Source organism: Desulfopila inferna, from assembly GCF_016919005.1.
Lineage (GTDB): Bacteria > Desulfobacterota > Desulfobulbia > Desulfobulbales > Desulfocapsaceae > Desulfopila_A > Desulfopila_A inferna.
On the sequence record NZ_JAFFQE010000001.1, the window covers coordinates 633787 to 658704 of the forward strand.

Consider the following 24918-nt stretch of genomic DNA (forward strand, 5'->3'; position numbering starts at 1 on the left):
ATGAATTTTTCTTTCAAAAACCCATTATTTTCGGTAATTGCAGGGATGTAGGGAGCGGGTTCTAAAGACGCTCATGTTCTTTCTCCAGGCAAAATTCCAGAATCACAAATGAGTTTATCGATATTCAATTCCCTACAACTCCGGATGTGCTCAGGTAAGCGCAGACTCCGAGCAGACTGGAAAACTATAGTATGCCTATGATTCTCGGGCTGATCGCGTCCAGATGCGGTGCTACTGAATAGTTACATTTTCTTTTAATATATGATCCACTAACCACTTTCGCAAATACTCCAGCAAAGCTTTAAAAGAATATTCCCACCGATTTAATGGAATCTTAAAAAACCCGGGGTCTCTTCTGTTCCAGCAGCATAAGATCAGCAAGGGCAATAGCTGTCGCGCATTCAATAACAACAGGAATTCTCAAAGCTATACAGGCATCATGCCTTCCTTCAATGACCAGTTTTTCAATTTTTTGATTCTGGAAATTATAGGTATGCTGCGGTTTACTAACGGAAGATGTCGGTTTAACTGGAACACGAAATACAATGTCATTTCCATTCGTTATTCCCCCGTTAACGCCCGAGGCAAAATTACTTTCAGTTTTACCGTCTGCAGATATCAGGTTGTCATTATGTTCACTGCCTTTCATACGAGCCGAGGAAAATCCCGAACCGAACTCAATGCCGCGAGTTGCGGGGACCGAGAATATCATATGGGCGATCATGGATTCCACTGAATTAAAAAAGGGTTCCCCTAAGCCAGCCGGCATCCCGGTACAACTGCATTCGATCAGGCCGCCGATCGAATCGTCTTCCGCCAGGGCTTTCTCAACAGCAGCAGATATATCTTTACTCCCACCCGCCTCGATAAGTGTGGCATTTACCCGAGCCGGTTCCATGATTTTTTTGGCAATTACTCCGGCGGCAACGATGCCCAGGGTAATCCTTCCGGAAAAATGCCCGCCTCCTCTCGGATCGGAATATCCGCCATATTTTCTCTGAGCGGTAAAATCCGCATGCCCCGGGCGGGGATGGTGCAGCAAATTTTCATAATCCTTTGACTGGGTATTGGTATTTTCAAAAACAATGGTAATGGGGGCCCCGGTTGTTTTGCCGCGAAAAACACCACTGACGATTCTGGGCAGATCGGGTTCAACCCGTGGAGTTGTCCCCCGTCCTCCTGCTTTTCTACGGGAAAAGTCGTCCTGCAGATCCTGCTCGGCAAGTGATATACCTGCAGGACAGCCATCTATTACCGCTCCAATTTGGATACCATGACTTTCCCCAAATATACTCACCCGAAACAGCGTTCCGAAACTATTCATTATGCCTCCTCCTGCTCTAAGCTAAAAGCACAAAGCAAATTTTCCACCATATGGCTCTCTATAAATTCGAATTTGATTAATTGAGAATTTTATGAGACATTACAGGATGTCTGTCTGGAAATGAACTTTTTTTTACTTTCAGGGTCTTCATAGTAAACCTAATGGCAATTTTGAACCGAAAGGCGAACCCGAGAGAATCTCTGAATGATGAATATCTTTACCGTGATCCAGCAATGTTATTTCCTCCCGTTTTCTATTGCAATAACTGTTTGGCCATGGTAGCAATGCTCTGAATTAAAATAGTAACAATTCCCACTTACAAACATTTATGAAAACCTCGAATCCTGCCTGGAATTTTTTTTCCTCCGTCAAACTGGCGCTTTTCACTCTCGGATGTCTCGCCGTCACCTCTATTATCGGTACGATCATTCCACAGGGTGAATCTGCGTCATTTTATGTCGATTCCTACGGCGTAAAGACTGCTCATTTCTTTCAACTGCTTGGCATCACTGACATGTACACCTCTTGGTGGTTCCTGTCTCTTCTCGGGTTGTTGACCACAAATCTCATTATTTGCAGCATTGACCGTTTTCCCGCCGTTCTGCGCCAGATAACCAGAGACAATTTGGACGTACCGTTAGAACGTATCGAAAAGAATAGACTTTCGGCAACTGTGCATTCCGCTCTGCCTCCTTTGGAAGCAGCGGACAAGGTAAAGTCTCTGCTCAAGAATTACGGCTGGAATGCCCGGCAGCGCAAGAGGGATGAAACCCTTCTCCTCTTCAGCCAGAAAATGGCCTGGAGCAGGATCGGAGTCTACATCGTTCACTTCTCTATTCTCGTTATTTTTGCAGGTGCTCTTTATGGCCAGTTCACCGGGTTTAAAGCAAGCATAATGCTACCTGAGCTGCAAAACACCGCTGTCGTCTACCCTTATAAAAACAATAGTCCTATCGATCTTGGTTTTGAAGTCCGAGCTGAGAGATTCGATATCGAATTCTACTCAAACGGCATGCCCAAAGAGTATAAATCGAAGTTGACCGTTATTGAGGATGGCGAGATCGTTCGGCAAAAAGATATAACGGTAAATGACCCCCTGAAATACAAAGGGATCACCTTCTATCAATCGAGCTATCAGGGATTCAGAGATTTTATCTTTAAAATCAATGACCCAAGCACCTCAACGGACACAACTCTCACAGGAGAATATCAAAAAGAACTGACATGGGCAGAGCCCGGGATTCAATTTGGAATTATTAATATTGAAGCGATACGTGATCGGGTGGACAAGATGAAAATATGGTTCAATGATGGTCAAGGCGAGCCCTCCCAGTTCTGGATGGATTCTGGAGAGACAGTGAAGATAGAACGCCCTGACACAACTTATCTCTTCTCAGCCAAACAAAGGTATGCTACCGGACTTCAGGTTGCCAAGGATCCGGGTGTATGGGTAGTCTACATCGGCTTCGGAATGATGCTGTTTGGCCTTTACATGGCCTTTTTCCTCTCCCACAAGCGCATATGGTTAATACTGCGGGAACAGGAAAGCAAAACCGTTATTGTCTTGAAAGGCACCACTAATAAAAATAAAGAAGTTTTTGATACTCAATTTCAAAAGCTGGCAAATTCTCTTGATGCAATGAACTAGTGCTAGCCAAGCTGGGGTTTCTCAGTCTTTCTTCAGAAGGAGGAGAAGTTTCCATCATGAAAGTTGGAATCTGATTTTTGGAGTTTATTTATGGACAGTTCAACATTCTTAGGTATCACCACCTTTACCTATCTATTTTCCTCCATACTTTATGCTATTGTATTTATTTTTAAAGTACAAAAGCTTGGGAAAATAGCTACATGGTTCACCGCCTTAGCCCTTATTATCCAGACATTTGGAATCGGCCTGCGCTGGCATGAATCCTATGAACTGGGAATAGGTCACGCCCCGCTCACCAACATGTATGAATCGGTGGTTTTCTTCGCTTGGACCATCGTCGCTCTCTATCTGTTTATAGAATGGAAATTTAAAGCAAGGGTCATCGGAGTCTTCACGGTTCCCCTTGCCTTTCTGGCCATGGCCTATGCCTCCATGTCCAACGATATCAGCAAGAGTATTTCTCCTCTTGTCCCCGCCCTTCAGTCAAATTGGCTGATAGCCCATGTAGTCACCTGTTTTATCGGCTATGCCGCCTTTGCGGTGGCCGCGGCTCTTGGCGTTATGTATCTGCTGAAAAACAGGAGTAGTTCCCCAATCGAGTCACATCCACAGGGACTTATGGCATCCCTTCCTCCATTGCAGGTCATCGATACCATTACCCATAAAATGATGGTTTTCGGTTTTATCTGGCTTACTGCGGGTATCATCACAGGTGCCGTTTGGGCTAATTCCGCCTGGGGGACATACTGGAGTTGGGATCCAAAGGAAACGTGGTCGCTGATCACCTGGTTTGTCTATGCTATCACCCTGCACGCCCGTTACACCCGAGGCTGGGGAGGAACGCGAATAGCCTGGCTGGCGATAGTTGGCTTCATTGCCGTGATTTTCACATATTACGGGGTTAATTTCCTTCTCTCCGGACTTCACAGTTATGGATCGAGCTAAACCATGGCCGGCATAATCAAAATGACCATTTGAATAATGCCTGAATTTAATGTATCCTTTTATAAATCAAGAAAAGAATTCATTTTAGGGGCGGAGTTACAACACTCACTCTGACACATCAACTGAAATCTTAGCGAGGTGATTATGGTAAAAAAAACATTTACATGTGGAATTTCTGTTTTATTCCTGGCACTTATCTGCTATGCAGGTCCGGCTTTTACAAGCACTGATACCGGCCCTGAAAAGATGGAACTGATCAGCAGCACCAGCGATAAAATGGCTCCAGCCGTGTTCCCTCATAAGGTTCACCAGGAGGCATATGAATGTGGCGAATGTCACCATGGAATGGAAGATGGTGAAAAAGTGGAATACACAGAGGGCATGGAAATACAAAAGTGCGAATCATGCCACAACAGTGACGTCCTAGAAGGAAAGAAAAAAGGAAAAGAAGATCTTGCTACCTTTAAAGGTGCTGGTCATGGCAATTGCCTCGAATGCCATAAAGAGGTCGCCAAAGCTGATTCCAGCAAGAAGAAACTGAGAAGCTGCACGACCTGTCATCAGAAAAAGTAAAGTTCGATAAAAAAAATCATAAAAAGGCCTGCCGTTAAAAATCGGCAGGCCTTTTTTTATCCTTCGTGCATCATCGAGATATCGCCTATCTGTAAAACAAGCTCACCAAGTGCGGTCAACAGATTGAGGCGGTTGCAGCGAACGTCGGGTTCTTCAGCCATAACCATCACTTCATCGAAGAAAACGTCAACCGGTTCTTTCATTTTTAAAAGATGCTTGAGATAGCCCCTGTAATTTTTCTCGGTAAGCAATGGCTCCATCTGCCGGCGTACCTCGATCAGCAGTTGAAAGAGATCCTTTTCAGCATTTTCCACCAGAAGATCATCGCGCACAGCGGTGTCCCGGTTATCTATTATGATGTTTTTGATGCGTTTGTAGGAAGAGGCGAGAACACCAAAGGCAGGATCAGCTTTCATTTCCGAAAGAGCTTCGATGCGCTGCCAACAGTCATTAGGATCATCAAACCCAACTGCGGCGGCTGCTGCTACAGCTTCGGCATCCCATCCTTTTGCAATGCAGTCATTGCGGTATCTTCCTTCCACAAAAGAAAGAACTGCGTCGACGGTTGCCGAACTTCCATCAACTTTGTCACCGTATAATGCCAAAGCCTTGTGAACAACTTCACGCAGAGAAAGGGAGTAGCGGTTTTTTCGAATTATATGAAGGATTGCCAATGAAATCCTGCGCAGACCAAAAGGATCAGCTCCCCCTGTAGGTATCTGCCCGATGCCGAAACATCCCGCCAGAGTATCAATACGATCAGCAAGTCCAACCAGCGCACCTGCAGTCTGCGTCGGCAGTTCGGCTCCGGACCGCTTGGGCATGTAGTGTTCACGTATTGCCAATGCAACCTGTGGTTTTTCGCCGGACAAGGTTGCATATGCCTCTCCCATGACTCCTTGAAGAGACGGGAATTCGCCTACCATATCTGTGAGCAGATCAGCTTTGCATAGCATTGCGGCACGACATACATCCTCGACATCCTCCGGCGCCAGTTTTTCTGCAAGCATGCGGGACAGCTTGACCAGTCTGTCATTTTTGGCCAGCATTGTTCCCAGCCTGGCTTGAAAGATAATACCTTTCAGTTCGGGAATTAATTCATCGAGACTTCGCTCTTTATCGCCGGCGAAAAAGAAGAGCGCATCTTCAAGGCGTGCCCTGAGAACACGTTGATGCCCTTTCCTGGTAATGGACTCATCTTCTGTTTTGGTATTATTTACCGCGACAAAACCAGCAAGAAGGTTACCTTTATCATCCACTACAGGAAAATATTTCTGATGTTCCCGCATGGATGTGATTAATACCTCGTCCGGTAGATCCAGGAATTTTTGATCAAACACACCACAAACGCCGCAAGGCAATTCCACCAGGTTGGTTACCGTGTCAAGCAACTCACTGTCTATGAAAACCTGGCCATGCGAAAGGGTTTCAGAGGCGGCAACGGCTTCATTGATGGTTTTTACCACGGCATCTTTTCTTTTCCGTGGGTCGACAATGACGTTCGCTTCTGCCAATTGGTTCTCATAAGCCGAAGTACCGCCTATGGCTATTTCATAATTATTAAGAAAACGATGACCTCGGCTGATATTCGACGTTTCGATGTCTTCATGCTTAAATTTGACCACTTCCCCACCATTAAGAGCCAGCAACCATTGAATCGGCCGTGCGAATGAACTTGAATTGCCGCCCCAGCGCATCGATTTTGGGAAGGACAGCTCAACAATGAGCTGATGGAGAATGTCCGGCAACAATTCCTGGACTTCCTGTCCCGGAACTTCCCGAACGAGCATGAGATAATCACCTTTTGATGTCGCCACTATCTGCAGGTCATCAGGAGAGGCACCCTTTGATCCGGCAAAACCCAATGCAGCTTTTGTCGGCTTCCCTTCTGCGTCCAGGCCTGCCTTGGCAGAGGGTCCTATAATTTCCTCACGCATATCTTTCTGCTTCCCGGCCAGATCCTCGACAATCAGGGTGAGCCGGCGCGGAGTAGCCATGGTTCGTATTTCTCCATGGGAAATCCTGAGGTCAGAAGCCTTTACTGTAAATTTCTCGCGAAGTTGCGCCAGCGCAGGTTCTATATATCCCGCGGGCAGTTCCTCTGTGCCTATTTCAAAAAGTAGATTGCTCATATTTAATCAGCTGATTTCATAGTGGTTTTGAAGAGATAATCTTATGTTTCATAAAAATTTTCTTTTACGGCAATCCGGTGAAGGCAGGAATCTTAACAGATTTTACAGTTTCTTATCGGAATTACACCGGAATCCGAAGTTGCCGGGATTATAGTTCGAAACAAATCCTTGAGAACAACACCATGGAACTCCAGGTATTTGCGACGATTACAAAACGGCAGGTGTTCTTTCCCTGAGTACAATTTGTAAGAAAATCAGAAACAGATAGAACTCCGGTGGTAATCGGACATCTCATTGCCGGACTCAAGCAAGGCAAAGGTTGAATATCCTTCACCAAGATTTTCAACGACCACAGAATACCACTTTAATTCTTTTAATGTCGAGAGCTTTTCTGAGATTTTTTCCGTTAGAGATTCAACCGAGTATACATCGACCAAACCATCTTCTCCTTGCTGGTGAGTGACGTAAATGGCTTTTTCGACGAGCAGGATCAGGTCTTCGATCCAAATAAATTTTTTAAATTTGACTGTAACAGTGCAATTTCCCCAGTGGCCCCGGGATCTTGGCATACCCTGCAAGGTCTTTTTCTTCAGCGGTCTGAAAATCGGAACATTAAAACAGAATTCCAGTTCATCTGTTTCTTCAAGAGAACCATGCATTCGACAATCATAGCGACACGATTTCAGAGATCCCATCTGGTACTCTTTGCGCAGAAAATAAGGAAACCTGATCTCGATATGAGAAGCTTCCGCATCGAGTCGGTCTTTCATTTCCTCGAGAATTTTCTTAAAACTACGAAGATCAATTTCACCATGGAACTGATTGAGAATCTCAACAAATCTGCTCATATGCGTACCTTTAAACAAGTGGGGCAGGTTCACATACATATCAAGTGAGGCTACGGTATGCTGATGATTATTTTTCTTATCTAAAACAGTTATCGGATACGAGATTGTTTTTACGCCGACTTTTTTAATATTTACCCGTCTGTGATCGAGCTGGCTCTGGATGTCTTTCATGTCGTGATACCTGTTGCCTGACTCTACAGACAAATTAAAAGCTTATCATCCCGATAATAAAATCCGGAATGAATCATTTTCCAATAAATCGCTGAACGGCATCTTTCAATTGTTGAATATCTGAAGATTTAACAATGTACTCCTCCGATGCCCAAGCCCCGAGATCTTGTTTAAACTCAGGATACGCACTGCTCAAAATAACAGGAACAGAGGGATCCAGAGTTTTCATTCTTCTTAACACCTCAATGCCGTTCAGGCCTGGCATTTGTATATCCAAGACAACGAGATCAGGCTTTTCCTCTTTAAAAAGTTCTAGTGCTTCCATACCGTTGGCGGCAGAAATAATCTCGTAACCTTCTTCCTTCAGTTCTTCTTCATAAATGAAGCGGATATTTTCTTCATCGTCAACAAGAAGTATCTTTTTCATCCCGATTCTCCTACATTAAAGAGATTCACGTAAATATACAGCGGCTTCTTCGGGAGGCATGGGGTTTATATAGAAGCCTGAACCCCATTCGAAACCGGCTATAGATGTGAGTTTAGGAACGATTTCAAAATGCCAGTGGAAATATTCGAGACTATCTGTACGTACAGGTTGCGTATGCAGGACAAAATTATAAGGAACATTCGGGATACAGCGGTCCAGCCTCGTCAGTGTTTCGGAAAAAAGATCGGCAAGTGAGAGGAGCGTGCTGTCATCGGCTTTGCGAAATGAGGATGAATGATTTTTAGGGAGGATCCACATTTCAAAAGGAGTACGTGGAGCAAAAGGAGTGATGGTAATAAATTGATCATTTTGACAGACAACGCGAACTTCCTGTTTTATCTCCTGCCTGATAATATCACAAAAGATACAGCGTTCTTTGTAGCGAAAATAGGAGAGTGAACCTTCTAGTTCGGAAACAATCATGCGTGGCAGTATCGGCAGGGCTATCAGTTGGGAATGAGGATGTTCCAACGACGCTCCTGCAGCCCTGCCATGGTTTTTGAAAACCATGACGTACTTGAACCTTTTATCCATGCTCAAATCCGTGATCCGGTTTCTGTAAGCCTGGAATACCCGAGACATCTGGATGGGGGAAAAATAAGCGAAATCCTCTTCGTGACGAGGACTTTCAATGATAACCTCGTGCGCCCCGATGCCATTCATTTTATCATAAAGCCCTTCACCTTCTTTATCGAGATTGCCCTCGATTACCAGGGCCGGATATTTATTCGGTACGACCCGCACCTGCCAACCGGGCGTGTCTTTGTAACCATATATTCCGTCCCGAAAGGCAAAGACTTCCGGTGGTGTTGTACTTTCATTGCCGGCACATAAAGGACAGAAACCTCCGGTCACTTCGGCTTTTTCCACCAGGAAATCCGTCGGTCGTTTGCTGCGTTCCTGGGATATGATAATCCAGCGTCCCAGTATCGGGTCCTTCCTCAGCTCGGGCATGGACTATTTCCCCTGGGACCTCTCTTTCGTTTCCTGAAGAGTTTTGCAGTCGATGCAGAGAGTTGTTACCGGACGAGCCTCCAGGCGCTTAAGACCTATCTCCTCACCGCACTCATCACAAATACCATACTCACCATCTTCCACTCTTTGTAGAGCAGCTTCAATTTTTGAGAGCAGTTTTCTCTCGCGGTCCCTGATCCGAAGTTCGAAACTTCTTCCCGATTCGATGGTAGCACGGTCATTGGGGTCTGGTACATTTTCGTTCTGGTCCGTCATATCGGACAGTGTTCTTCCGGCTTCGTTAATTATTTCTTCTCGCTTCTGAATAAGCTGTTTGCGAAAGTTTTCTAACGTCTCTTTCTCCATTCGTATACTCCCTAATGTACAATAATTTAAAAAGGATGAAAAAAGATGATACTAACCTCGAATATCGGAATCAGAGTATCCTCGAGGGGTAAAAGTACCTTCACTGGGTTTCTTGCAACCGAGGACTCTACCACCTGAAAAAATGGATTTCAAATCTACCTTTTTAGGTAAGTTACTTTCCCCGGAAATAATTTCCGCTCTTTCCGCCACTCTTACGCAACAATTTGATATCACGGATAACCATGGACTTATCTATAGCTTTACACATATCATAAATAGTAAGTGCGGCCACCGAGACTGCAGTCAGGGCTTCCATCTCGACTCCGGTCTTTCCCGTTATGCCGACCGTGGCTTGTATTTCGATTGCACAATTCTCATCATTGAGGACAAAATCAACAGTTGTTCTGGTAATCATCAAAGGATGGGTCAGGGGGATCAGGCTGTCAACCTTTTTGGCAGCCATTATACCCGCAATCCTTGCCACTCCAAGAACATCACCTTTTTTCATCGAGCCGCTTTTCACCAGGCTATAGGCTTCGCTGCTCATGGTAACGACTCCGGCGGCAACGGCTGCTCTTTCGGTATCCTGTTTACCGCTGACGTCTACCATTATGGCATTGCCGCTTTCATCGAAATGGGTAAAAATCTTATTTTTCTGAGCCATTGCACTCCTTAAAAGAGAAAATTATTTACCTAGAACTTCAGCAAAAAGCCGGGAGAAAAATCCTTCGTGTTCATGGTTTTGGCCGTGTTTCGAACAGAGATTGTCAAATTCACACAGCATTTCCTTCTGTTCCTTGCACAGTTTGGTCGGTGTCATTACCTGTAACTCAACCAGCATTTTACCGCGCCCTCTTCCACGCAGACTTGGAACGCCTTCTTTCTCCAGGGTAAATATATCACCAGACTGGCTGCCTTCCGGTATGGTTATTGTTTTCTTACCGTGCACAGTAGGTACTTCGATCTCGGCGCCAAGGGCTGCCTTGACCATGGGGACCGGTAGCTTGCAGTATATCACATCACCCTCACGTTTGAAAAATTCATGCTCTTCAACGTGGATGACAACATACAAATCACCGCTCGGACCTCCTCTTCTGCCGCCTTCGCCTTCATTGACAAGGCGCATCTTGGCTCCGGTATCGACGCCCGCCGGGATTTTGATGGAAACTGTTTTGGTTTTATCGACAAGACCTCTGCCATCGCAGTCGCTGCAGGGCTCAGTCACAATCTGTCCTTCACCGCCGCATTGAGGGCAGGTTGAACTCACCTGAAAGAATCCCTGAGAACGAATAACCTGACCACGCCCCCCGCATGTGGGGCAGGTTTCCTTGGAATACCCCGGCCGACACCCCGTTCCTTCACAGGTCCAGCAGGTATCTTTTTTGGTGATTTTGACTTCCTTGGTAACCCCATGAACCGCTTCCATAAACGAAATCGGTAAATCATAGCGCAGATCATTACCGGGAATCGGCCCATTTCTTCGTGCCTGAGAGCGGCCGCCGCCAAAGCCGAATATATCACCGAATATATCGCCAAAACTCGAAAAGACATCTTCAAAGTTCCCAGGACCACTGTAGCCGCTGTTCTTCAAGCCATCGTGGCCGTAAGTATCGTAGATCTTGCGTTTCTGGCCATCGCTCAAGACTTCGTATGCCTCAGTACATTCCTTGAATGATGCTTCCGCTTCATTGTCTCCGGGATTACGATCCGGGTGGTATTTCATCGCCAGTTTGCGGTAAGCTTTTTTGATCTCACCGTCTGTGGCGTTTCTGCTGATTGATAATATTTCGTAATAATCTCGTGGCATAATACAACTTAATCCTGTTTACACATCCTGCTTTGTCAATTTTTCCCGATCAGAGTGTTCAATCAGTTCCTTCTCTTCCAGGGCTCCGGGCAGATCATTGATATTCTCCATGGTTACTTTCCCGGATGCTATCTCCCTGAGGGTCATAACGATTTCTTTATTTTTGCCGTTAATGAGAAAGGGCTCTCCCTGTCGATGCTGACGAATACGTTTGACAGCAAGATGAATAAGATTGAAACGATTGTCGTCACCTACTTTTTCCAGACAATCCTCGACTGTAATTCGCGCCATATTTTCACCTTTAGTGAGTAAATGATGGATTCTGCCACTGCTTGCTCCGTTGTATCACAAGACAGACAGAATGTTTAATTTTCGAAAGGATTTTTGAGTAAAAGTGTCTCTTCGCGATCCGGTCCAACGGAAATGATGGACGCTTCCACTTCAGTAATATCCTCAATTCTCTTGATATAATCCCTGGCCTTTGCAGGAAGATCCTCGAAGCTGCGCACATCACCTATTTCTTCCTGCCAGCCGTCAACTTCCTCGTATACAGGCTGAACGGATCCGGCAAGTTGTATATTTGAAGGCATTGCCTGATATTTCTTGCCGTCGAACTGATACTCTCGCGCAATTTTTATCTTCGACTGCCCGGAAAGAACATCCAGCTTGGTAATGGCCATACCGGTTATGCTGTTAAGCCTTACGGCATCCGCGGCGACTACGCCGTCCAGCCACCCGCAACGCCTTTTCCTTCCCGTGGTCGCACCAAATTCACCGCCTTTTTTCTGGAGTTCCTCGCCTGTCTTATCAAAGAGCTCCGTTGGGAAAGGCCCCTCTCCCACCCTGGTGGTGTATGCCTTGAGAATACCGATCACCGCATCTATATGAGTCGGTCCTACGCCTGAACCATTGCAGGCATTACCGGCTATGGTATTGGAAGATGTTACAAAGGGGTAGGTGCCATGATCAATATCCAGCTGTGTTCCCTGAGCCCCTTCAAAAAGTATATTATCATTCCGTTTTCTTGCATTGTCCAGTTCCAGGGAAACATTTCCACTGAAAGGATTGAGCTGTTCGGCGTAACTCTGAAATTGATCATAAATCAAATCAAAATCCAAAGGCTTAACATTGTATTTTTGGGTCAGTAAAAAATTTGCTTCATCCAGGTTTGTCTGCAGCTTGTCCCTAAACACTCCCATATCCGCAAGATCGCCGACTTTTATGCCTCGGCGGCCGACCTTGTCCACATAGCATGGCCCTATTCCCCTGCCGGTGGTTCCGATCTTTTTCCCTTGAGCCAGCGCGGCTTCACTCGCTTGATCGAGAGTTGAGTGATAGGGCATGATCAAATGAGCGCGTTCGCTTATCATCAAGCGCTCCGGAGTCACCGGTAATCCTTTCTCCTGCAGTTCTTTAATCTCGCCAAGAAGCACGGCAGGATCGATGATCACGCCATTGCCGATCATGCATTTTTTGTCCTCATAAAGAATTCCTGAAGGAATGATGTGAAAGATAAACTGCTTACCTTCGACCACCAGGGTATGACCGGCATTATTTCCACCCTGAAATCTGACTACATAATCTGCATAGCGCGTCAAAAGATCAACAATCTTTCCCTTTCCTTCATCACCCCATTGGGTTCCTACGATAACTACGCTGGACATATCCTCTCCTGAGAAATAAAATACTTTTACGCAAGATTCTATTATAAGGTCTTTTTTTGTTGTATCCCCGGAGGGATAGAAACCTTCACGGAAATGCTGATCTCCTGTTGAAATGGAGTATCGGAATAATTATTTTCCGCCTATAATCGCAATGGTCAAACGAGTGATTATAGCTAATCACAACAGCAAAGTCAATCTATCTGATATTTTCATCTGTGACCCGGATTTTTCCCACTGCGTGTAAAGCCCAGGTCCGGCCGATGGATGTGCCAATGGATCAATTGCCGCGGATCTCTCAGATGTAGATCAAAAAGTTCGGTATATGTTTTGCAGGCCTTCGACTATACAGGTAGTATGTCGAGGACCGCGGAAACCTGAACGCCAGGCTTTTACCGTCAATCATGCCTTGAGGTTAGAAGGTAGAAATAAGTTTCCAGCTCAAGACGAGGCAATCCGGGTTATATTGACAGCCCCAGCCAAATACCTTATTTTGTATTTTCACGTCTTCCGGGGGTACAGCGCTGAACAGCTGAAATACTTGAAGGCATGGCACTCTCTCTAGAAGGTTGAATTATGTTTGGTATCGGTTTTCCAGAATTAATACTCATTCTCGCGCTGGCTCTTATTGTCGTCGGACCCGATAAACTTCCCGACTTCGCCCGCTCAATTGCCAAGACACTGGTTGATTTACGCAAGACTGCGGAAGGTCTGAAAAGCAGCTTCGAAGCGGAAGATAATCCGCTCTCGGAAATCAAGCCTCAACTTGAAGACGCCGCCAGGAATTTCAAGGAAACCGTCCTTGACGCTAAAGACAACACCCTGGAACCTCCGGCCGACCTCGCCAAACTTGATCCCGCCGGGAAAGCTGCAGAGCATCCCGCATCTCCGGAATGCGATGAACCCCAGTTACCGTCCACAGCACCATCCTCCGACAATCAGCCTGCATCTCCCGATAAGCCTGCTGAGGAAAAAGAATAATGCTGGAGAGAACAATCCAGGTTTTCCGGCCGCATCATCTTGAGTTGCGAAGGAGAATAATTCGCATATTCCTTGCCATTATCCTCTGCTCCGGTGTTGCCTATTATTTTTCGGAAGAGATAGCCGCCTATTTGATCGCTCCGCTGTATAGCGCGACTCCGCTGATGAAGAAGCTTGTCTATACCAACCTCCCGGAAGCATTCATAGCCTATATCAAGCTTTCTCTTCTGGTTGGATTAGCTGCGAGTTTTCCTGTGATTCTCTATCAGCTGTGGTCGTTTATCGCTCCAGGTCTGAAAAAAAATGAGAAAAAAATTGCTTTCACCGTGGTTTTCTGGGGAAGCTTACTGTTTGCATTAGGCGCCTTTTTCGCCCTTTTCGGAATGCTGCCGAGAATGCTGGCATATTTTATGAGCTATGCCAGTGAAAGCCTTGAGCCCCTGCCCCGTCTCGGCAGATACCTTACCTTTGTGATACGGACGGTAATAGCTTTTGGCCTGGCATTCCAGATTCCTTTTTTGATGGTGATGACCGGCAAAGCAAATATTGTCTCAGCTCAATATTTCAGAGCCAAGCGCATCTATTTTTACGGTGCCATAACCGTTATCGCTTTTCTTCTCAGTGCCGGCGACCTGATGGCTACGGTTCTTCTAACCATACCTCTGGTTCTACTTTATGAGTCGGGAATCTTGCTTATGCGGCTTTTCCGCGGCAGGAATTAAACTGGTCTCTTTTCATTCCAGCACTCAAATTTCCTCACTCCAGGCTACCGTCGTTCCTGGCCACTTATTCAAACTTCCCCTTGTATATCCAGCCCCAGGCTACCGTCACCCCTTTCACTAACTCAAAACTTCCCCTTGTATATGAAACCTTCCAGGCTACCGTCATTCCGGACTCCGATCCGGAATCCAGCTGTTGCTGTTGCAGTTTAGTATACAGAACAGAGCCTTATAACCCGTTTTATGGTAATGGGATGAATTTATGTAGGCGTATTGAGGATGTAGACGAGTGGGATTCCGGATCGAGTCCGGAATGACGAACAAGCACGTTCCGGTTTTTATCGATAAATTTCATTTTTAAGAAGACAGCACGAAATCCGGTTTATTGGTTTGCCTTTTTCATCATATTCAATGGTATCGGGCTGCAGCAGTTTGTTCATGACGCATCCCTCTTCAATCTTCAGGGGAAACATCATTTTCTCGGTCAATCCTGATTGTGCAACAAGGACATTATTCTCTATAGTATAGGTATGCAGGCCATAGTCTTCACACAGGGGGCATTGATAAACACGGCCGTTAGGGAAGATAAAGTAATTTTCAGCGACCTCTCCGGCGCACTCGAACTGTTCGTCTTCTTCCAGAAAAACCTTCGGATAGGTTACATGCATCCCCACCTCCGCCCCCAAAGCGGCAACAGCAGGTACAATATCAAGCCATTTTTGCCGACTCACCTGCGGAGTCTCAAATTGGTTTTCCCCATCGGCGTTTTTTGCCGATTCTCCACGTAAACCGATGACCTGAATGAAAAACCGCCTTACTCCAAGTTTCTGCAACAGCGGAATCATGCGGTGAAGATGATCAATATTTTTCCTGCTCACGGTGTAGATAACGCTTACCTTGAATCCCAGCGAGACCGCCCTTGCGATGTTATCGGTACAGGTACGAAAAACCCCTTCGCCCCTGATGGCATCGTTGATGCCGCTGTCCGGGCCATCCAGGCTGAAGCTGAGATAATCAAGAAGATCGGGCCGTGTCTTCTCCAAAAAATCATGAAAAAGATAACCATTGGTATCGACGGTGACCGAATACTTCATCTTTTTGGCGGTGGCGACACACTCTGCAAGATCGGGATGCAGCGTCGGCTCCCCTCCCAGGAAAATCAGGTTGCTCTTCTTCGAAGGATCGCAGAAAAGCTCGAGCCACTTTTCGATGGTCTCCCGGCTCAGCGTTTGCGAGCCGTGCTGGCTTGTATTTATATAGCAGTGCCTGCACTTGAGATTGCAGGCGGTTAGAATATGAAAAAATACATTCCGTTCTCCGGCCTTAAAACCGACTGTTCGTGCTTCAGGGCTGCTCATTTCTACTGCTCTTTCTCGTTGAGGCTATCGATATTTTGACTCATGGTGTACTCCGCCAACAGAGAGTTTCGCCAATATCCGTTTTCATTTTCGGCAAAGAACTTTCTGAACAGCCGGATGCTTTCACTTCTCAGTACATTGGGTATAATCTGTAATTCCATCGAGGCATACAGTGGTTTAAGCTGCGGTAGCGGAAGGCTGGTCCCTCCTCCCATAATATCCTCATATGCAAATACTATGGTCTTTATATTGTTGAGAATCAAGGTGGAGAAACACATCAGACAGGGTTCCATGGTCGAATAGATAACCACATCGCCGGAGAGCTTTTCTGGAAATCTCCGATATATCTCGCGCAGGGCAATGATTTCAGCGTGATCCATTTCGTTGTTCTCCCTGCTGTTCCGCCTTCTGCCGCTACAGATCACGCCTTTGTTGTCCGTGATAACACAGCCTACCGGGAATTCCCCGTTATCAAGGGCGATCTTGGCTTCTTCCAAAGCAAGCTTCATATAGGTTTCATGCATGTGCAAACTCCTGCCTGACATCACATCGACCGACCGTAATGGAGATTTTTTTCGGAAAACGCGACCGCTGTATGATCCTGAACAAGGTCATGGCCGAGGATATGAAAAGGAAGATATACCAGGGCAGTATGCCGCGCCTTGATGGTAACTCCGGGAAGGGAAGGCATGAAGTCCCGTTTGTTCATAACAGCAGCTGCAAGAATGGCCTTTAACGCCTGAACCGCTTCCATAGCCGGCAGGGTCACGGGATAAAGATTTTTGCTGAGATTTCCGGCTTTCATTGGAATTTTGTGCTGTGATACGGTTAAGTTTTTGGAAATCTGGAGGAAGTACTTTGGCCTGATTTTAAAAGCCGGCACCCAGAAATCCAGTTCCAGATTTTCGTGCATATCCCGGATAACCACGGGTTGATTGGTCAGCCGCAGAAAATCGGCAAAACTTTTGAGCTGCAGTCCCTCGCTGCTGATCGAAATTCTCCAGAAGGGTAGAAACCGGTCACCCTGAACGGCAGGAGCACAGGAAAACGCTACTCTTTCAAACCGGCCGTTTCTTTCCTGCCATAATGACTCACAATTGCGGCATTCCATCACCAGGCTGTCCCGCTCTCCACTCAGAGCCGCCGCACAGTGTGGACAGATAGTGGAGATAAAGGTCGGCAGCCACTTCTCCTTGACCGGTCCGCAATGTTTCATCAGAAGATCTGTGGATTCTGCGCAGATATCCCGATTAAGCACCCCATCGATCAGCCTGCCCTCCCTGAAGTAGGCAGGCAGGTAAATGCAGCTGATGGTTTCACCGATAAAGGAACGGTGGTACAATGCATCCTGATTGTCGGAAAAGGCGCTGGTAAGTTTTGCAGCCTTGGCAAAAATATCCTTGATCTTTTCGGTCAGTCCGGCAAAAAGCCCGGCGTGGCCGGCTCCGACCAGACGTATCTGCATGGCCTGAGCCCGCAGCCCCAGCGAAGCAGGAATTTTCTCACTGCTGTAGCCAAGCTGAGTGGTATCGACTATTCTGTGTTCCAACTCCGTGCCCATGCAGGAGTAGACGTGCCCCTTAAAGCGCAGATATGGGATATGAATGATATCCTTTTGCGCTACGGCTTCGCCTACCATAGTGGGAAGAACAAAGCGAAGCGGTTGACCGGAGACCATGTAGTTGCGGCCATCGCAGTACCGGCAGTCGACTACCCTGTCCACCTCGGCCACTTCTACGGGAGCGCCGCAGGAGGGACAATCCTGAATATAACTGAGTTCCATGACAATCAGCTCACCTTGGTGCCGCACTGGTTGCAGAACATGGCGCCGGGCAGATTTTCCGCCTTACATTGGGGGCAGAAAACAGGTTTTGGTTTGCCATCCACCGGCTCCCCGCACTTTGAGCAGAACAGGGCATTGGGAGCCAGGTTTTTCCGGCAGCTTCCGCAGCGGCTCAGGATGAGCTGCTGGTGTCCGCAAAGCGGGCAGAACCTGGCATCGTCGGCGATCGGCTGCCGGCAATCAGGACAGCTGGTGCCCGGACTTCCGCTGGAGGGTGCATTTGGTGCCGAAAAGCTCTGGGAAAACATGGCCGGCATCATCAGTCCCATGCCCATGCCCATGCCGGCCCCCGCCTCGCCCTGGGCGGTGGCGGCCTTTTCCATGGCCATGGCAGCCTTCATTTTCATGAATTTTTCCATATCGCTGATGAGATTGAGCCGCCCCTTGTCATCGATGGCGCTCTGCACCTCCTCCGGCGGGGTTATGGAGGTGATGTAGAGATGGCTCAGGCGCAGGCCGAAATCGGAAAAATCGCTGACCAGTCTCTTCTGTAGCTCGATGGAAAGTTCGTCGAACTTTCCCGGAAGGTTTAAAATCGTATCAAGTTTCTCACCCAGATAATCGTTCAATCTCGAGACTATGATGCGCTTGAGGTAGGTGGAGATTTCTTCGGTATCCATTTTCCCCATGGTTCCGACCATCGAGTTAATGAACAGCACCGGTTGAACGATCTGAATATTAAAGATGCCATGGGCGCGTAATCGGACCAGTCCGAGCTCCTCGTCCCGAAAGGCAATAGGATTGCTGGTTCCCCATTTAAGGTTGGTGAAATATTTCATATTGACAATATACACCTCAGCACGAAGAGGACTGTTGCCGCGCCAGGGAATGGAAAGGATCTTGGTCAGAATCGGGAGATTGCCTGTTTTCAGAGTGTGCCTGCCGGGAACAAAACCATCGCAGGCCCTGCCTTTATAAAAGAGAACTCCGGCCTGGCTGTCCCTGATGGTTAATTGAGCGCCATATTTAATCTCGCCGGAGCCTGCTTCCGGCAACCTGTGCACCATTTCCTTGCCGGTTTCATCGAACCATTCAATGTTTTCCAGAAAAATGCCGCCGTCAAATCTATTCATGGTGCTTTGCTCCTCAAAAATTTCGATTTTTTCGATGCTGCCGCTTCCCGGTGGAAAAATATCTCTTTCTGCAGTAGATTAAAACTCTATCCATATTGGTTATCGATCAAACGCAACCAACAAGACTTTTGATTACCAATGAAACTCAGTCGGATTCATGCTGCTGTCTTGGAGATTTTTACAAAAGCCCATTTTTACCAATCATTCCTGTCACGGATCGGAATCCGGGATGACGGATCCGGAATCCATTCTTCATAAAGAGTGAATTCGGCCAGTTAAAAAGGCCTTTTGCAGAACCATCAAGCCATATCGGCTTAATCGTCAACTATAGTACATTCACAGTTATGAAAAAAGAAAAAATATCCGGACCCGAAGAAGACAATCTGGAGTTCAGGGAAAGCTGGACACTGGAGAACGCCATGCAAGTCGTACAGCACCCTACGGTAGATGCAAAACTCTGGGCTGAAGCAGTCGAATGGCTGCTGCTTTACGGACCTGAAGAAATTAAGGAGATGCTGCTGTCCGCATCAATGTACGCCACCGGTGAACAATTCCCCGATCTCAAGGCAACAGGCTGTACCCGTGAGGGTGAGCTCTGTTACGATATAGCCGAGATAGCCAGGGCACTCGGTGTTGAGGAGGCGGAAGCACAAAGGATATTACGAGAGAAAGAAAAAAGCCATGGCACCCGCCATGGCTTTGATGTATCTGAAACAACCAAAATTCAGTAAATGCGGTTCAACGGCAAAAGCGTTGGGCTTCCTTCGTCAGCACCAACCTACAGCTTTGCCGCAAATGCATTTTGGAAGAGTAGGTTGGCGGTGAGCTCAGCGAACCCCAACAAAAAACCTCCCGGCAAGCATCATGAACATATCGCTTTTCAGACCATTTTATTCAAATAGCAAAAGCAAAGCAGATCCCGCTGCAGGGACAGCGGCTCCAACAATCACAACTGCTACTGCTTCTTAAAGAACTCTGCATATGTTTTCTGAAGTTCTCCGCTTTCTATGGCTTTTTTCAGTGTCTCGGTATCGGTATTCAGCCAGCTGTGCATCGGGTCTTCGAGCAGCTTTTCTATATACTCGTTTACTTCAGGATCATTGTAATGTCTTGCTTCAGGGATAAACTCGAAATAAAAGTTATGGGCAACGTCGTAGATGCCATGCCACCAGGCATAATCAGGTCCCATCATGGCTGTACCCATCCTGGCCCGTCGTCCTTCATGATGCCAAAGCTCCCAGTACATCCATTCCACGTCATTTGAAAAAGCCGCTTTATTTTCGAGGAGGTTTTTTTCTTTCAGCATGTTCATGATAGTGCCGGCCGGTTTGGCAAATTTTTCATCATAGAGATTTACCAGGGCATCGTACTGGTAATAGTGGCCGTCCACAAAGCCCTGCTGGTGACAATTGCTGCACACATCCTTCATGGCCTCCCGTTTCTTTTCCCAGTTATCTTTATGTTTCGATACCGGCGGGCGGAGCGTCCAGGAAATACGGTTCCCCACATCATGGGTAAGTTTCTGATTGGGTGTGGCCGACATATGACAGGTTGCACAGGTAGGAGCTTCATAATAATCCTCACCGACCACCCACTGGTCGTTATCGAGGTTCAGCTTCTCCCTGTTGGCGTTATAGGCAATGCCGTGTTTGGATTCATCGTAAATCTCTTTTTGTGGATGATCCGGGCCCAGATGACATTTACCGCAATTGCCCGGCTGCCGCGCCTGAGCCTTGGAAAAAGAATGCCTGGAATGACAGGCATTACAGGCGCCCTTGGAGCCGTCGGGATTCAATCGGCCAACCCCGGAATTCGGCCAGGTTAAAGATGAGAGTTTATTGGATGCCTCAGGGTCAATTATCACCTTGGCGCCATGGCAGGACTCACAGCCGACTATGACAACGGGATGACCTCCGGCTACATGGGCCATGTAGGCGTCATTGGACTGCAGGATTTCACCGGCGTGGGCATGGTACGACTGCGAAGTCTCTTCCTCGATTTCGCTATGACATTTTCCGCAGTCCTTCGGGGTGACAAGGGTTGCTACAGTGGCTCCATAATGTTCGTAAGCATCGACATCGCCTTCCTCGGCGGCATGACAATCTATACAACCTACATCATTCTCGCCGTGTCCGGAATTTTTCCATTGCAGATACATTCCGGGATTTTCCTCACGGTGACAACTAATACAGTCCTCAGCTACATCTGCCATGCTGCTGCCGGTAAAAAAGATCAAGCTTAGCAAAGAAATGACGACAACACCGGTTACTCTTCTCATCTCAGCCCTCCTTTCAAATAATTATGTTCATATCGTATTGTATACAAAATCAGAAAAAACCCTGATTCACCAACTGACACTGACAAGCATATCACATGGAGAGAGTAATATTCAACTTATGCAAAAGGAAGGAGTAACCGCGAAATCTGCAGCAGCAAAAGAAGACCGCAACTGATTCATACCGGATCTGCAGTCTTGAGGCATGAAGCCGGCATAAATATAATTGATAATCAGCGTCCTGATCCGAACACCGCGGTACTCCTGGCAGGCTCAAGAGAGAACTTTATCGACCAGGGTTTCTTCAACCTTATCGGTGATAATCACTTCACCAATTCGTACCGGCAGAACATATGCCACCTTTCCCGAGACAATTTTTTTGTCCGCCAGCAGGTACTTTTTGATCTTTTTCCGATCAAATTGCGGAGGAATCGCAGTCGGCAGTCCATAATCCTGCAGCAGTCCGACAATCTCGTCTTTATTCTCAGCCGGCAATATCCCCTGGAGTTCAGCAATGCGGGCAGCTGCAACCATGCCGATGGCAACGGCTTTGCCGTGGATAATGGAAAAATCGGAAACCGCCTCGACGGCATGGCCTATGGTATGACCGTAATTGAGAATTCTTCTGATATCTGACTCACGCTCATCCTCGGCCACCACCTGCGCTTTTATGGTGCAGGAGGTATGTATTATCGTCTCGATCACCTTGGTGTTCAGAGCCAGCGCTTCTGCACGCTTCTCGCTCAGATACCGGAAAAATGCTGCATCACGGATAACACCGTATTTTATAACTTCGGCAATGCCGCCTAGCAGCTCCTCTTTCTCAAGCGTTTCTAAAACGCCGCTATCGATGTAGACGGCCTTCGGCTGGTAGAAAGCCCCTACCAGGTTTTTGCCTTCGGCAATATCGACACCGGTTTTTCCGCCGACGGAGCTGTCGACCTGAGAGAGCAGGGTCGTGGGGATCTGCACGAATGGAATACCGCGCATATAGCTCGCCGCTACAAATCCGGCAAGATCGCCGGAAACACCACCTCCCAAAGCAATGATGCCATCCCTGCGGTCAAAACCTTTCTGAGCGAGTGTGCTGCATAAGAATGCGAAGGTATTGAGGTTTTTACTTGCTTCACCAGCTGGGAAAGTGACAAGTTCCGCTTTTATGTTGCTCTGTCTCAGGGAATCAAACAGCCTGTCGCCATAAAGCCCAGCCACCTTTGAATCTGCGATGATGCAGTAGCGGTTGGCGATACGGCGTTCCGCCAGATCTTCGCCGACCTTGTCCAGACACCCGTACTCGATATGAATTGGATATGATCTTTCTTCCAGTCCGACACACAACTCATTCATGGCTCACTCCGATTGAATACTTTCTGTTTTAAGGCAGTTAATTTTATGATTATCAGCAAATCCGGCTGATTTCAAGCTGCCAGACGAAATGTACTCATTCCAGAGTATTCCTTCTAGACAAAAAAAAACATCTTTGGTTTTAAGGATATCACTGAGCAAGGAGTTGGGCTTCCTTCGTCAGCTCCAACCTACAGGTTTGCCACATATGGCTTTAGCAAAAGTAGGTTGGCGGTGAGCGCAGCGAACCCCAACAAAAGACTCCCCTGTCCATCATCACCACATCGCTTTTCAGACCATTCCTTTTGAAACGGCAAAAACGTTTGGCTTCCTACGTCAGCGCCAACCTACAGGTACTACCGCAAGTTTATTTTGAAAGGGTAGGTTGGCGCTGAGCAAAGCGAAGCCCAACAACAAGGTTTCCTCGCGACATAGTCAGGTTAACCTGAAAAACAAAAAAAGGAGATGCCACCTGAGAAGGCAACATCTCCTTGAGAGATCTTAACTAAAGTCTCTACCCCAGCTGAGCTGGAATTTTTACAGATCGTTATCTTGTTTTTTTGCAAGAAAACGATCTGTAAGGTACTAAATTACATGGAGTCGCCGGAAGCGGCACCCTGCATTTTGACTTCAACTTTCTCAGTCAAACCTTCGTAGTACTTTCTCAGGTGATCGAGAACTTCTTCACGTCCGAAATGGTCGACAATCTCGGCACCTTCGGAAAGGGCTTTACGGAGCTTGGTACCGGAAAGAATAACGCGGTCTTCCTTGCTGTGGTTACAGGTACGCAGAGAAGCCATACCGTCGCACTTATGACAATAGAAGGTCCAGTCAATCTTCATCGGCTTGCACTGCAGGTCTTTGCCGGTATCGCCTGTTTCGGGGATACGATCAAAAATTTCCTGAGCTTCGAACAGACCGTAGAAATCACCAACGCCGGCATGGTCACGACCGATCAGCATATTGTTGACACCGTAGTTCTGACGGAAGGTTGCATGGAGGAGTCCCTCACGCGGTCCGGCATAACGCATGTCAAGCGGATAACCTGCTGAAATGACATTGTCTTTAACAAAGTAATTTTCAATAAGAATATCGATTGCCTTGATCCGGACAGGCGCAGGAATGTCGCCGGGCTTGAGGTTACCAATCAGGGAGTGAATCAGAACGCCGTCACATACCTCAACAGCGATCTTGGCCAGATATTCATGGGAGCGGTGCATCGGGTTGCGGAGCTGCAGGGCGGCAACGTTTGCCCAGCCACGCTCGTCAAACATTGCACGGGTCTCGGCAGGCTTCAGGTAAACACCCGGGTATTCTTTAGGATACTCGCCTTCGGAGAGGACTTTAACGGGGCCGGCGATGTTTACTTCTTTCTGCGCCATAACCATGATAACTCCGGGATGGTCTTCAGGAGCAATCTTCCAGAAATTACCGTCTACAGACTCTTCACCTTCACCCAGGAATACTTTTTCACATTCCCATTTTTTGTTTTCTTCGGTCATCTCGAATTTCTCGGTGACCTTCATGGTGGCAAAAATCTCGCCATTACGTACCAGAGCAACCTCGTCACCTTCAGTGATAGCAGCAGCATCGGCAGTGGATACATCCAGGGTGATAGGTACAGGCCAGAAGGTGCCGTCCGCCAGCTGGAAGTTTTCGCAAACGCCTTTCCAGTCTGCTTTTGTCATAAAACCATCGAGAGGGGAAAAACCACCGATTCCCATCATGATGAGATCACCTTTTGCACGAGCAGAGATTTCTATCTGCTTCAGTCCTTCAGCTTTTTTCAATTCTGCATCACGCTCAGCGCCTTCAAGCAGAGCACATACCAAACCTTTCCCACCATGAGGTGCAACTAATTTTGACATAGGATTTCCTCTTCTCATTTATATTAGCGAAAATTATACCGTGGCACCGTGCCCGGCAGTTAATGAATACCCATTCATTTAATCTGCAATATATAGCTAATTCACAGGGTAAAAGTCAAGGGAAAAAGGAATGCCTGTTTTCCGCATTGATGTGGAAAAACTGATGACACCATGGTTACAGACCGGGATTGTGGATGAACTTGAGGTTGCGGTTTGGTGGGCGTACGAAAAGGTCGGATTTTTTATCCCCTTTTTTGCTGTAAGAAATTTTACAGGAAGCTCCAGTAAAAAGAAAGCTATAAAGAAAACAGCAAAAGAGTAGGGCTTCCTTCGTCAGCACCAAACCACAGGTTTGCCCAAAAATGATTTTAAAAAGATAGGTTGGCGGTGAGCGCAGCGAATCCCAACAAAAAGCTGCTCTGCAAGCATCATGAGCACATCGCTTTTCAAACCATTTGTTTTCTAACGGCAAAAACGTTGGGCTTCCTTCGTCAGCGCCAACCTACTGGTTTGCCCTAAAATGATTTTGAAAAGGTAGGTT

General features: G+C 47.0%; 24 protein-coding genes. 7 read left to right on the forward strand and 17 right to left on the reverse strand.

What is annotated here, in order from left to right:
* Nucleotides 1–334: 334 nt before the first annotated feature.
* A complete protein-coding gene (locus JWG88_RS02720) occupies nt 335–1324 on the reverse strand; it encodes a chorismate synthase (RefSeq protein ID WP_205232145.1) in 990 nt (329 codons plus the stop codon).
* Nucleotides 1325–1652: 328 nt separating this feature from the next.
* On the opposite strand from JWG88_RS02720, the gene resB reads away from it, so the two are divergent.
* The 3 genes from resB (at nt 1653) to JWG88_RS02735 (ending at nt 4490) form a co-directional block, all read left to right on the forward strand.
* On the forward strand, nt 1653–2972 hold the full coding sequence (gene resB, locus JWG88_RS02725) for a cytochrome c biogenesis protein ResB (RefSeq protein ID WP_205232146.1): 1320 nt from the start codon (nt 1653–1655) through the stop codon (nt 2970–2972).
* 90 nt (nt 2973–3062) lie between these two features.
* On the forward strand, nt 3063–3917 hold the full coding sequence (gene ccsB / locus JWG88_RS02730) for a c-type cytochrome biogenesis protein CcsB (RefSeq protein WP_205232147.1): 855 nt from the start codon (nt 3063–3065) through the stop codon (nt 3915–3917).
* A gap of 144 nt (nt 3918–4061) precedes the next feature.
* Nucleotides 4062–4490 carry a cytochrome c3 family protein gene (locus JWG88_RS02735; protein ID WP_205232148.1) on the forward strand — a complete coding sequence of 143 codons (429 nt, stop codon included), beginning with the start codon at nt 4062–4064 and terminating at the stop codon, nt 4488–4490.
* A 56-nt stretch (nt 4491–4546) separates the two neighbouring features.
* Here the strand turns inward: JWG88_RS02735 and glyS are convergent, their stop codons facing one another.
* The 9 genes from glyS to JWG88_RS02780 all read right to left on the reverse strand — a co-directional run bounded on the left by glyS (nt 4547) and on the right by JWG88_RS02780 (nt 12919).
* Complete coding sequence (gene glyS / locus JWG88_RS02740; RefSeq protein WP_205232149.1) at nt 4547–6622, reverse strand: glycine--tRNA ligase subunit beta; 2076 nt, start codon at nt 6620–6622, stop codon at nt 4547–4549.
* 254 nt (nt 6623–6876) lie between these two features.
* Entirely contained in the window at nt 6877–7641 is a 765-nt protein-coding gene (locus JWG88_RS02745; RefSeq protein ID WP_205232150.1) for a GTP cyclohydrolase I FolE2, read from the reverse strand.
* Between the two features lie 73 nt (nt 7642–7714).
* On the reverse strand, nt 7715–8068 hold the full coding sequence (locus tag JWG88_RS02750) for a response regulator (protein ID WP_205232151.1): 354 nt from the start codon (nt 8066–8068) through the stop codon (nt 7715–7717).
* Nucleotides 8069–8083: 15 nt separating this feature from the next.
* Nucleotides 8084–9082, reverse strand: a complete 999-nt coding sequence (gene galT / locus JWG88_RS02755) for a galactose-1-phosphate uridylyltransferase (protein WP_205232152.1) — start codon at nt 9080–9082, stop codon at nt 8084–8086.
* Nucleotides 9083–9085: 3 nt separating this feature from the next.
* Nucleotides 9086–9448 carry an RNA polymerase-binding protein DksA gene (dksA, locus tag JWG88_RS02760; protein ID WP_205232153.1) on the reverse strand — a complete coding sequence of 121 codons (363 nt, stop codon included), beginning with the start codon at nt 9446–9448 and terminating at the stop codon, nt 9086–9088.
* A 172-nt stretch (nt 9449–9620) separates the two neighbouring features.
* A complete protein-coding gene (gene moaC / locus JWG88_RS02765; protein ID WP_205232154.1) occupies nt 9621–10112 on the reverse strand; it encodes a cyclic pyranopterin monophosphate synthase MoaC in 492 nt (163 codons plus the stop codon).
* A 21-nt stretch (nt 10113–10133) separates the two neighbouring features.
* Nucleotides 10134–11255, reverse strand: a complete 1122-nt coding sequence (dnaJ, locus tag JWG88_RS02770; RefSeq protein ID WP_205232155.1) for a molecular chaperone DnaJ — start codon at nt 11253–11255, stop codon at nt 10134–10136.
* An 18-nt stretch (nt 11256–11273) separates the two neighbouring features.
* Nucleotides 11274–11546 carry a DNA-directed RNA polymerase subunit omega gene (gene rpoZ / locus JWG88_RS02775; RefSeq protein ID WP_205232156.1) on the reverse strand — a complete coding sequence of 91 codons (273 nt, stop codon included), beginning with the start codon at nt 11544–11546 and terminating at the stop codon, nt 11274–11276.
* Between the two features lie 74 nt (nt 11547–11620).
* Nucleotides 11621–12919 (reverse strand): adenylosuccinate synthase, encoded by a 1299-nt coding sequence (locus JWG88_RS02780; protein WP_205232157.1) that lies wholly within the window; start codon nt 12917–12919, stop codon nt 11621–11623.
* Nucleotides 12920–13492: 573 nt separating this feature from the next.
* On the opposite strand from JWG88_RS02780, the gene JWG88_RS02785 reads away from it, so the two are divergent.
* Both JWG88_RS02785 and tatC read left to right on the forward strand, forming a co-directional pair.
* Nucleotides 13493–13897: a twin-arginine translocase TatA/TatE family subunit gene (locus tag JWG88_RS02785; RefSeq protein ID WP_205232158.1), complete on the forward strand. Its 405-nt coding sequence runs from the start codon at nt 13493–13495 to the stop codon at nt 13895–13897.
* Nucleotides 13897–14619 (forward strand): twin-arginine translocase subunit TatC, encoded by a 723-nt coding sequence (gene tatC, locus JWG88_RS02790; RefSeq protein WP_205232159.1) that lies wholly within the window; start codon nt 13897–13899, stop codon nt 14617–14619. The genes JWG88_RS02785 and tatC overlap by 1 nt, the downstream gene beginning before the upstream one ends.
* A 335-nt stretch (nt 14620–14954) precedes the next feature.
* Here the strand turns inward: tatC and JWG88_RS02795 are convergent, their stop codons facing one another.
* From JWG88_RS02795 to JWG88_RS02810, 4 genes are read right to left on the reverse strand one after another with little or no spacing between them, the layout of a single operon-like run.
* Nucleotides 14955–15974, reverse strand: a complete 1020-nt coding sequence (locus JWG88_RS02795) for a radical SAM protein (RefSeq protein ID WP_205232161.1) — start codon at nt 15972–15974, stop codon at nt 14955–14957.
* A 2-nt stretch (nt 15975–15976) separates the two neighbouring features.
* On the reverse strand, nt 15977–16498 hold the full coding sequence (locus tag JWG88_RS02800; protein WP_240194228.1) for a nucleoside deaminase: 522 nt from the start codon (nt 16496–16498) through the stop codon (nt 15977–15979).
* A 20-nt stretch (nt 16499–16518) separates the two neighbouring features.
* A complete protein-coding gene (locus JWG88_RS02805; RefSeq protein ID WP_205232164.1) occupies nt 16519–17757 on the reverse strand; it encodes a TFIIB-type zinc ribbon-containing protein in 1239 nt (412 codons plus the stop codon).
* A 5-nt stretch (nt 17758–17762) separates the two neighbouring features.
* Complete coding sequence (locus tag JWG88_RS02810) at nt 17763–18890, reverse strand: SPFH domain-containing protein (RefSeq protein ID WP_205232165.1); 1128 nt, start codon at nt 18888–18890, stop codon at nt 17763–17765.
* 344 nt (nt 18891–19234) lie between these two features.
* On the opposite strand from JWG88_RS02810, the gene JWG88_RS02815 reads away from it, so the two are divergent.
* Nucleotides 19235–19621: a hypothetical protein gene (locus JWG88_RS02815; protein WP_205232166.1), complete on the forward strand. Its 387-nt coding sequence runs from the start codon at nt 19235–19237 to the stop codon at nt 19619–19621.
* Nucleotides 19622–19845: 224 nt separating this feature from the next.
* Here the strand turns inward: JWG88_RS02815 and JWG88_RS02820 are convergent, their stop codons facing one another.
* From JWG88_RS02820 to sat, 3 genes are all read right to left on the reverse strand, one after another.
* Nucleotides 19846–21168, reverse strand: coding sequence for a multiheme c-type cytochrome (locus JWG88_RS02820; RefSeq protein ID WP_205232167.1), 1323 nt, complete (start codon nt 21166–21168; stop codon nt 19846–19848).
* Between the two features lie 270 nt (nt 21169–21438).
* On the reverse strand, nt 21439–22512 hold the full coding sequence (gene aroB, locus JWG88_RS02825) for a 3-dehydroquinate synthase (protein WP_205232168.1): 1074 nt from the start codon (nt 22510–22512) through the stop codon (nt 21439–21441).
* 587 nt (nt 22513–23099) lie between these two features.
* Complete coding sequence (gene sat / locus JWG88_RS02830) at nt 23100–24377, reverse strand: sulfate adenylyltransferase (RefSeq protein ID WP_205232170.1); 1278 nt, start codon at nt 24375–24377, stop codon at nt 23100–23102.
* A gap of 130 nt (nt 24378–24507) precedes the next feature.
* Between sat and JWG88_RS02835 the strand changes: the two genes are divergently transcribed.
* A complete protein-coding gene (locus JWG88_RS02835; protein ID WP_205232171.1) occupies nt 24508–24699 on the forward strand; it encodes a hypothetical protein in 192 nt (63 codons plus the stop codon).
* Nucleotides 24700–24918 lie beyond the last annotated feature (219 nt).

What these genes read in the sequence shown, in the direction of transcription:
- JWG88_RS02720 (WP_205232145.1), bottom strand. Translation starts at nt 1,324, where the DNA reads ATGAATAGTTTCGGAACGCTGTTTCGGGTGAGTATATTTGGGGAAAGT.
- resB (WP_205232146.1), top strand. Translation starts at nt 1,653, where the DNA reads ATGAAAACCTCGAATCCTGCCTGGAATTTTTTTTCCTCCGTCAAACTG.
- ccsB (WP_205232147.1), top strand. Translation starts at nt 3,063, where the DNA reads ATGGACAGTTCAACATTCTTAGGTATCACCACCTTTACCTATCTATTT.
- JWG88_RS02735 (WP_205232148.1), top strand. Translation starts at nt 4,062, where the DNA reads ATGGTAAAAAAAACATTTACATGTGGAATTTCTGTTTTATTCCTGGCA.
- glyS (WP_205232149.1), bottom strand. Translation starts at nt 6,622, where the DNA reads ATGAGCAATCTACTTTTTGAAATAGGCACAGAGGAACTGCCCGCGGGA.
- JWG88_RS02745 (WP_205232150.1), bottom strand. Translation starts at nt 7,641, where the DNA reads ATGAAAGACATCCAGAGCCAGCTCGATCACAGACGGGTAAATATTAAA.
- JWG88_RS02750 (WP_205232151.1), bottom strand. Translation starts at nt 8,068, where the DNA reads ATGAAAAAGATACTTCTTGTTGACGATGAAGAAAATATCCGCTTCATT.
- galT (WP_205232152.1), bottom strand. Translation starts at nt 9,082, where the DNA reads ATGCCCGAGCTGAGGAAGGACCCGATACTGGGACGCTGGATTATCATA.
- dksA (WP_205232153.1), bottom strand. Translation starts at nt 9,448, where the DNA reads ATGGAGAAAGAGACGTTAGAAAACTTTCGCAAACAGCTTATTCAGAAG.
- moaC (WP_205232154.1), bottom strand. Translation starts at nt 10,112, where the DNA reads ATGGCTCAGAAAAATAAGATTTTTACCCATTTCGATGAAAGCGGCAAT.
- dnaJ (WP_205232155.1), bottom strand. Translation starts at nt 11,255, where the DNA reads ATGCCACGAGATTATTACGAAATATTATCAATCAGCAGAAACGCCACA.
- rpoZ (WP_205232156.1), bottom strand. Translation starts at nt 11,546, where the DNA reads ATGGCGCGAATTACAGTCGAGGATTGTCTGGAAAAAGTAGGTGACGAC.
- JWG88_RS02780 (WP_205232157.1), bottom strand. Translation starts at nt 12,919, where the DNA reads ATGTCCAGCGTAGTTATCGTAGGAACCCAATGGGGTGATGAAGGAAAG.
- JWG88_RS02785 (WP_205232158.1), top strand. Translation starts at nt 13,493, where the DNA reads ATGTTTGGTATCGGTTTTCCAGAATTAATACTCATTCTCGCGCTGGCT.
- tatC (WP_205232159.1), top strand. Translation starts at nt 13,897, where the DNA reads ATGCTGGAGAGAACAATCCAGGTTTTCCGGCCGCATCATCTTGAGTTG.
- JWG88_RS02795 (WP_205232161.1), bottom strand. Translation starts at nt 15,974, where the DNA reads ATGAGCAGCCCTGAAGCACGAACAGTCGGTTTTAAGGCCGGAGAACGG.
- JWG88_RS02800 (WP_240194228.1), bottom strand. Translation starts at nt 16,498, where the DNA reads ATGCATGAAACCTATATGAAGCTTGCTTTGGAAGAAGCCAAGATCGCC.
- JWG88_RS02805 (WP_205232164.1), bottom strand. Translation starts at nt 17,757, where the DNA reads ATGGAACTCAGTTATATTCAGGATTGTCCCTCCTGCGGCGCTCCCGTA.
- JWG88_RS02810 (WP_205232165.1), bottom strand. Translation starts at nt 18,890, where the DNA reads ATGAATAGATTTGACGGCGGCATTTTTCTGGAAAACATTGAATGGTTC.
- JWG88_RS02815 (WP_205232166.1), top strand. Translation starts at nt 19,235, where the DNA reads ATGAAAAAAGAAAAAATATCCGGACCCGAAGAAGACAATCTGGAGTTC.
- JWG88_RS02820 (WP_205232167.1), bottom strand. Translation starts at nt 21,168, where the DNA reads ATGAGAAGAGTAACCGGTGTTGTCGTCATTTCTTTGCTAAGCTTGATC.
- aroB (WP_205232168.1), bottom strand. Translation starts at nt 22,512, where the DNA reads ATGAATGAGTTGTGTGTCGGACTGGAAGAAAGATCATATCCAATTCAT.
- sat (WP_205232170.1), bottom strand. Translation starts at nt 24,377, where the DNA reads ATGTCAAAATTAGTTGCACCTCATGGTGGGAAAGGTTTGGTATGTGCT.
- JWG88_RS02835 (WP_205232171.1), top strand. Translation starts at nt 24,508, where the DNA reads ATGCCTGTTTTCCGCATTGATGTGGAAAAACTGATGACACCATGGTTA.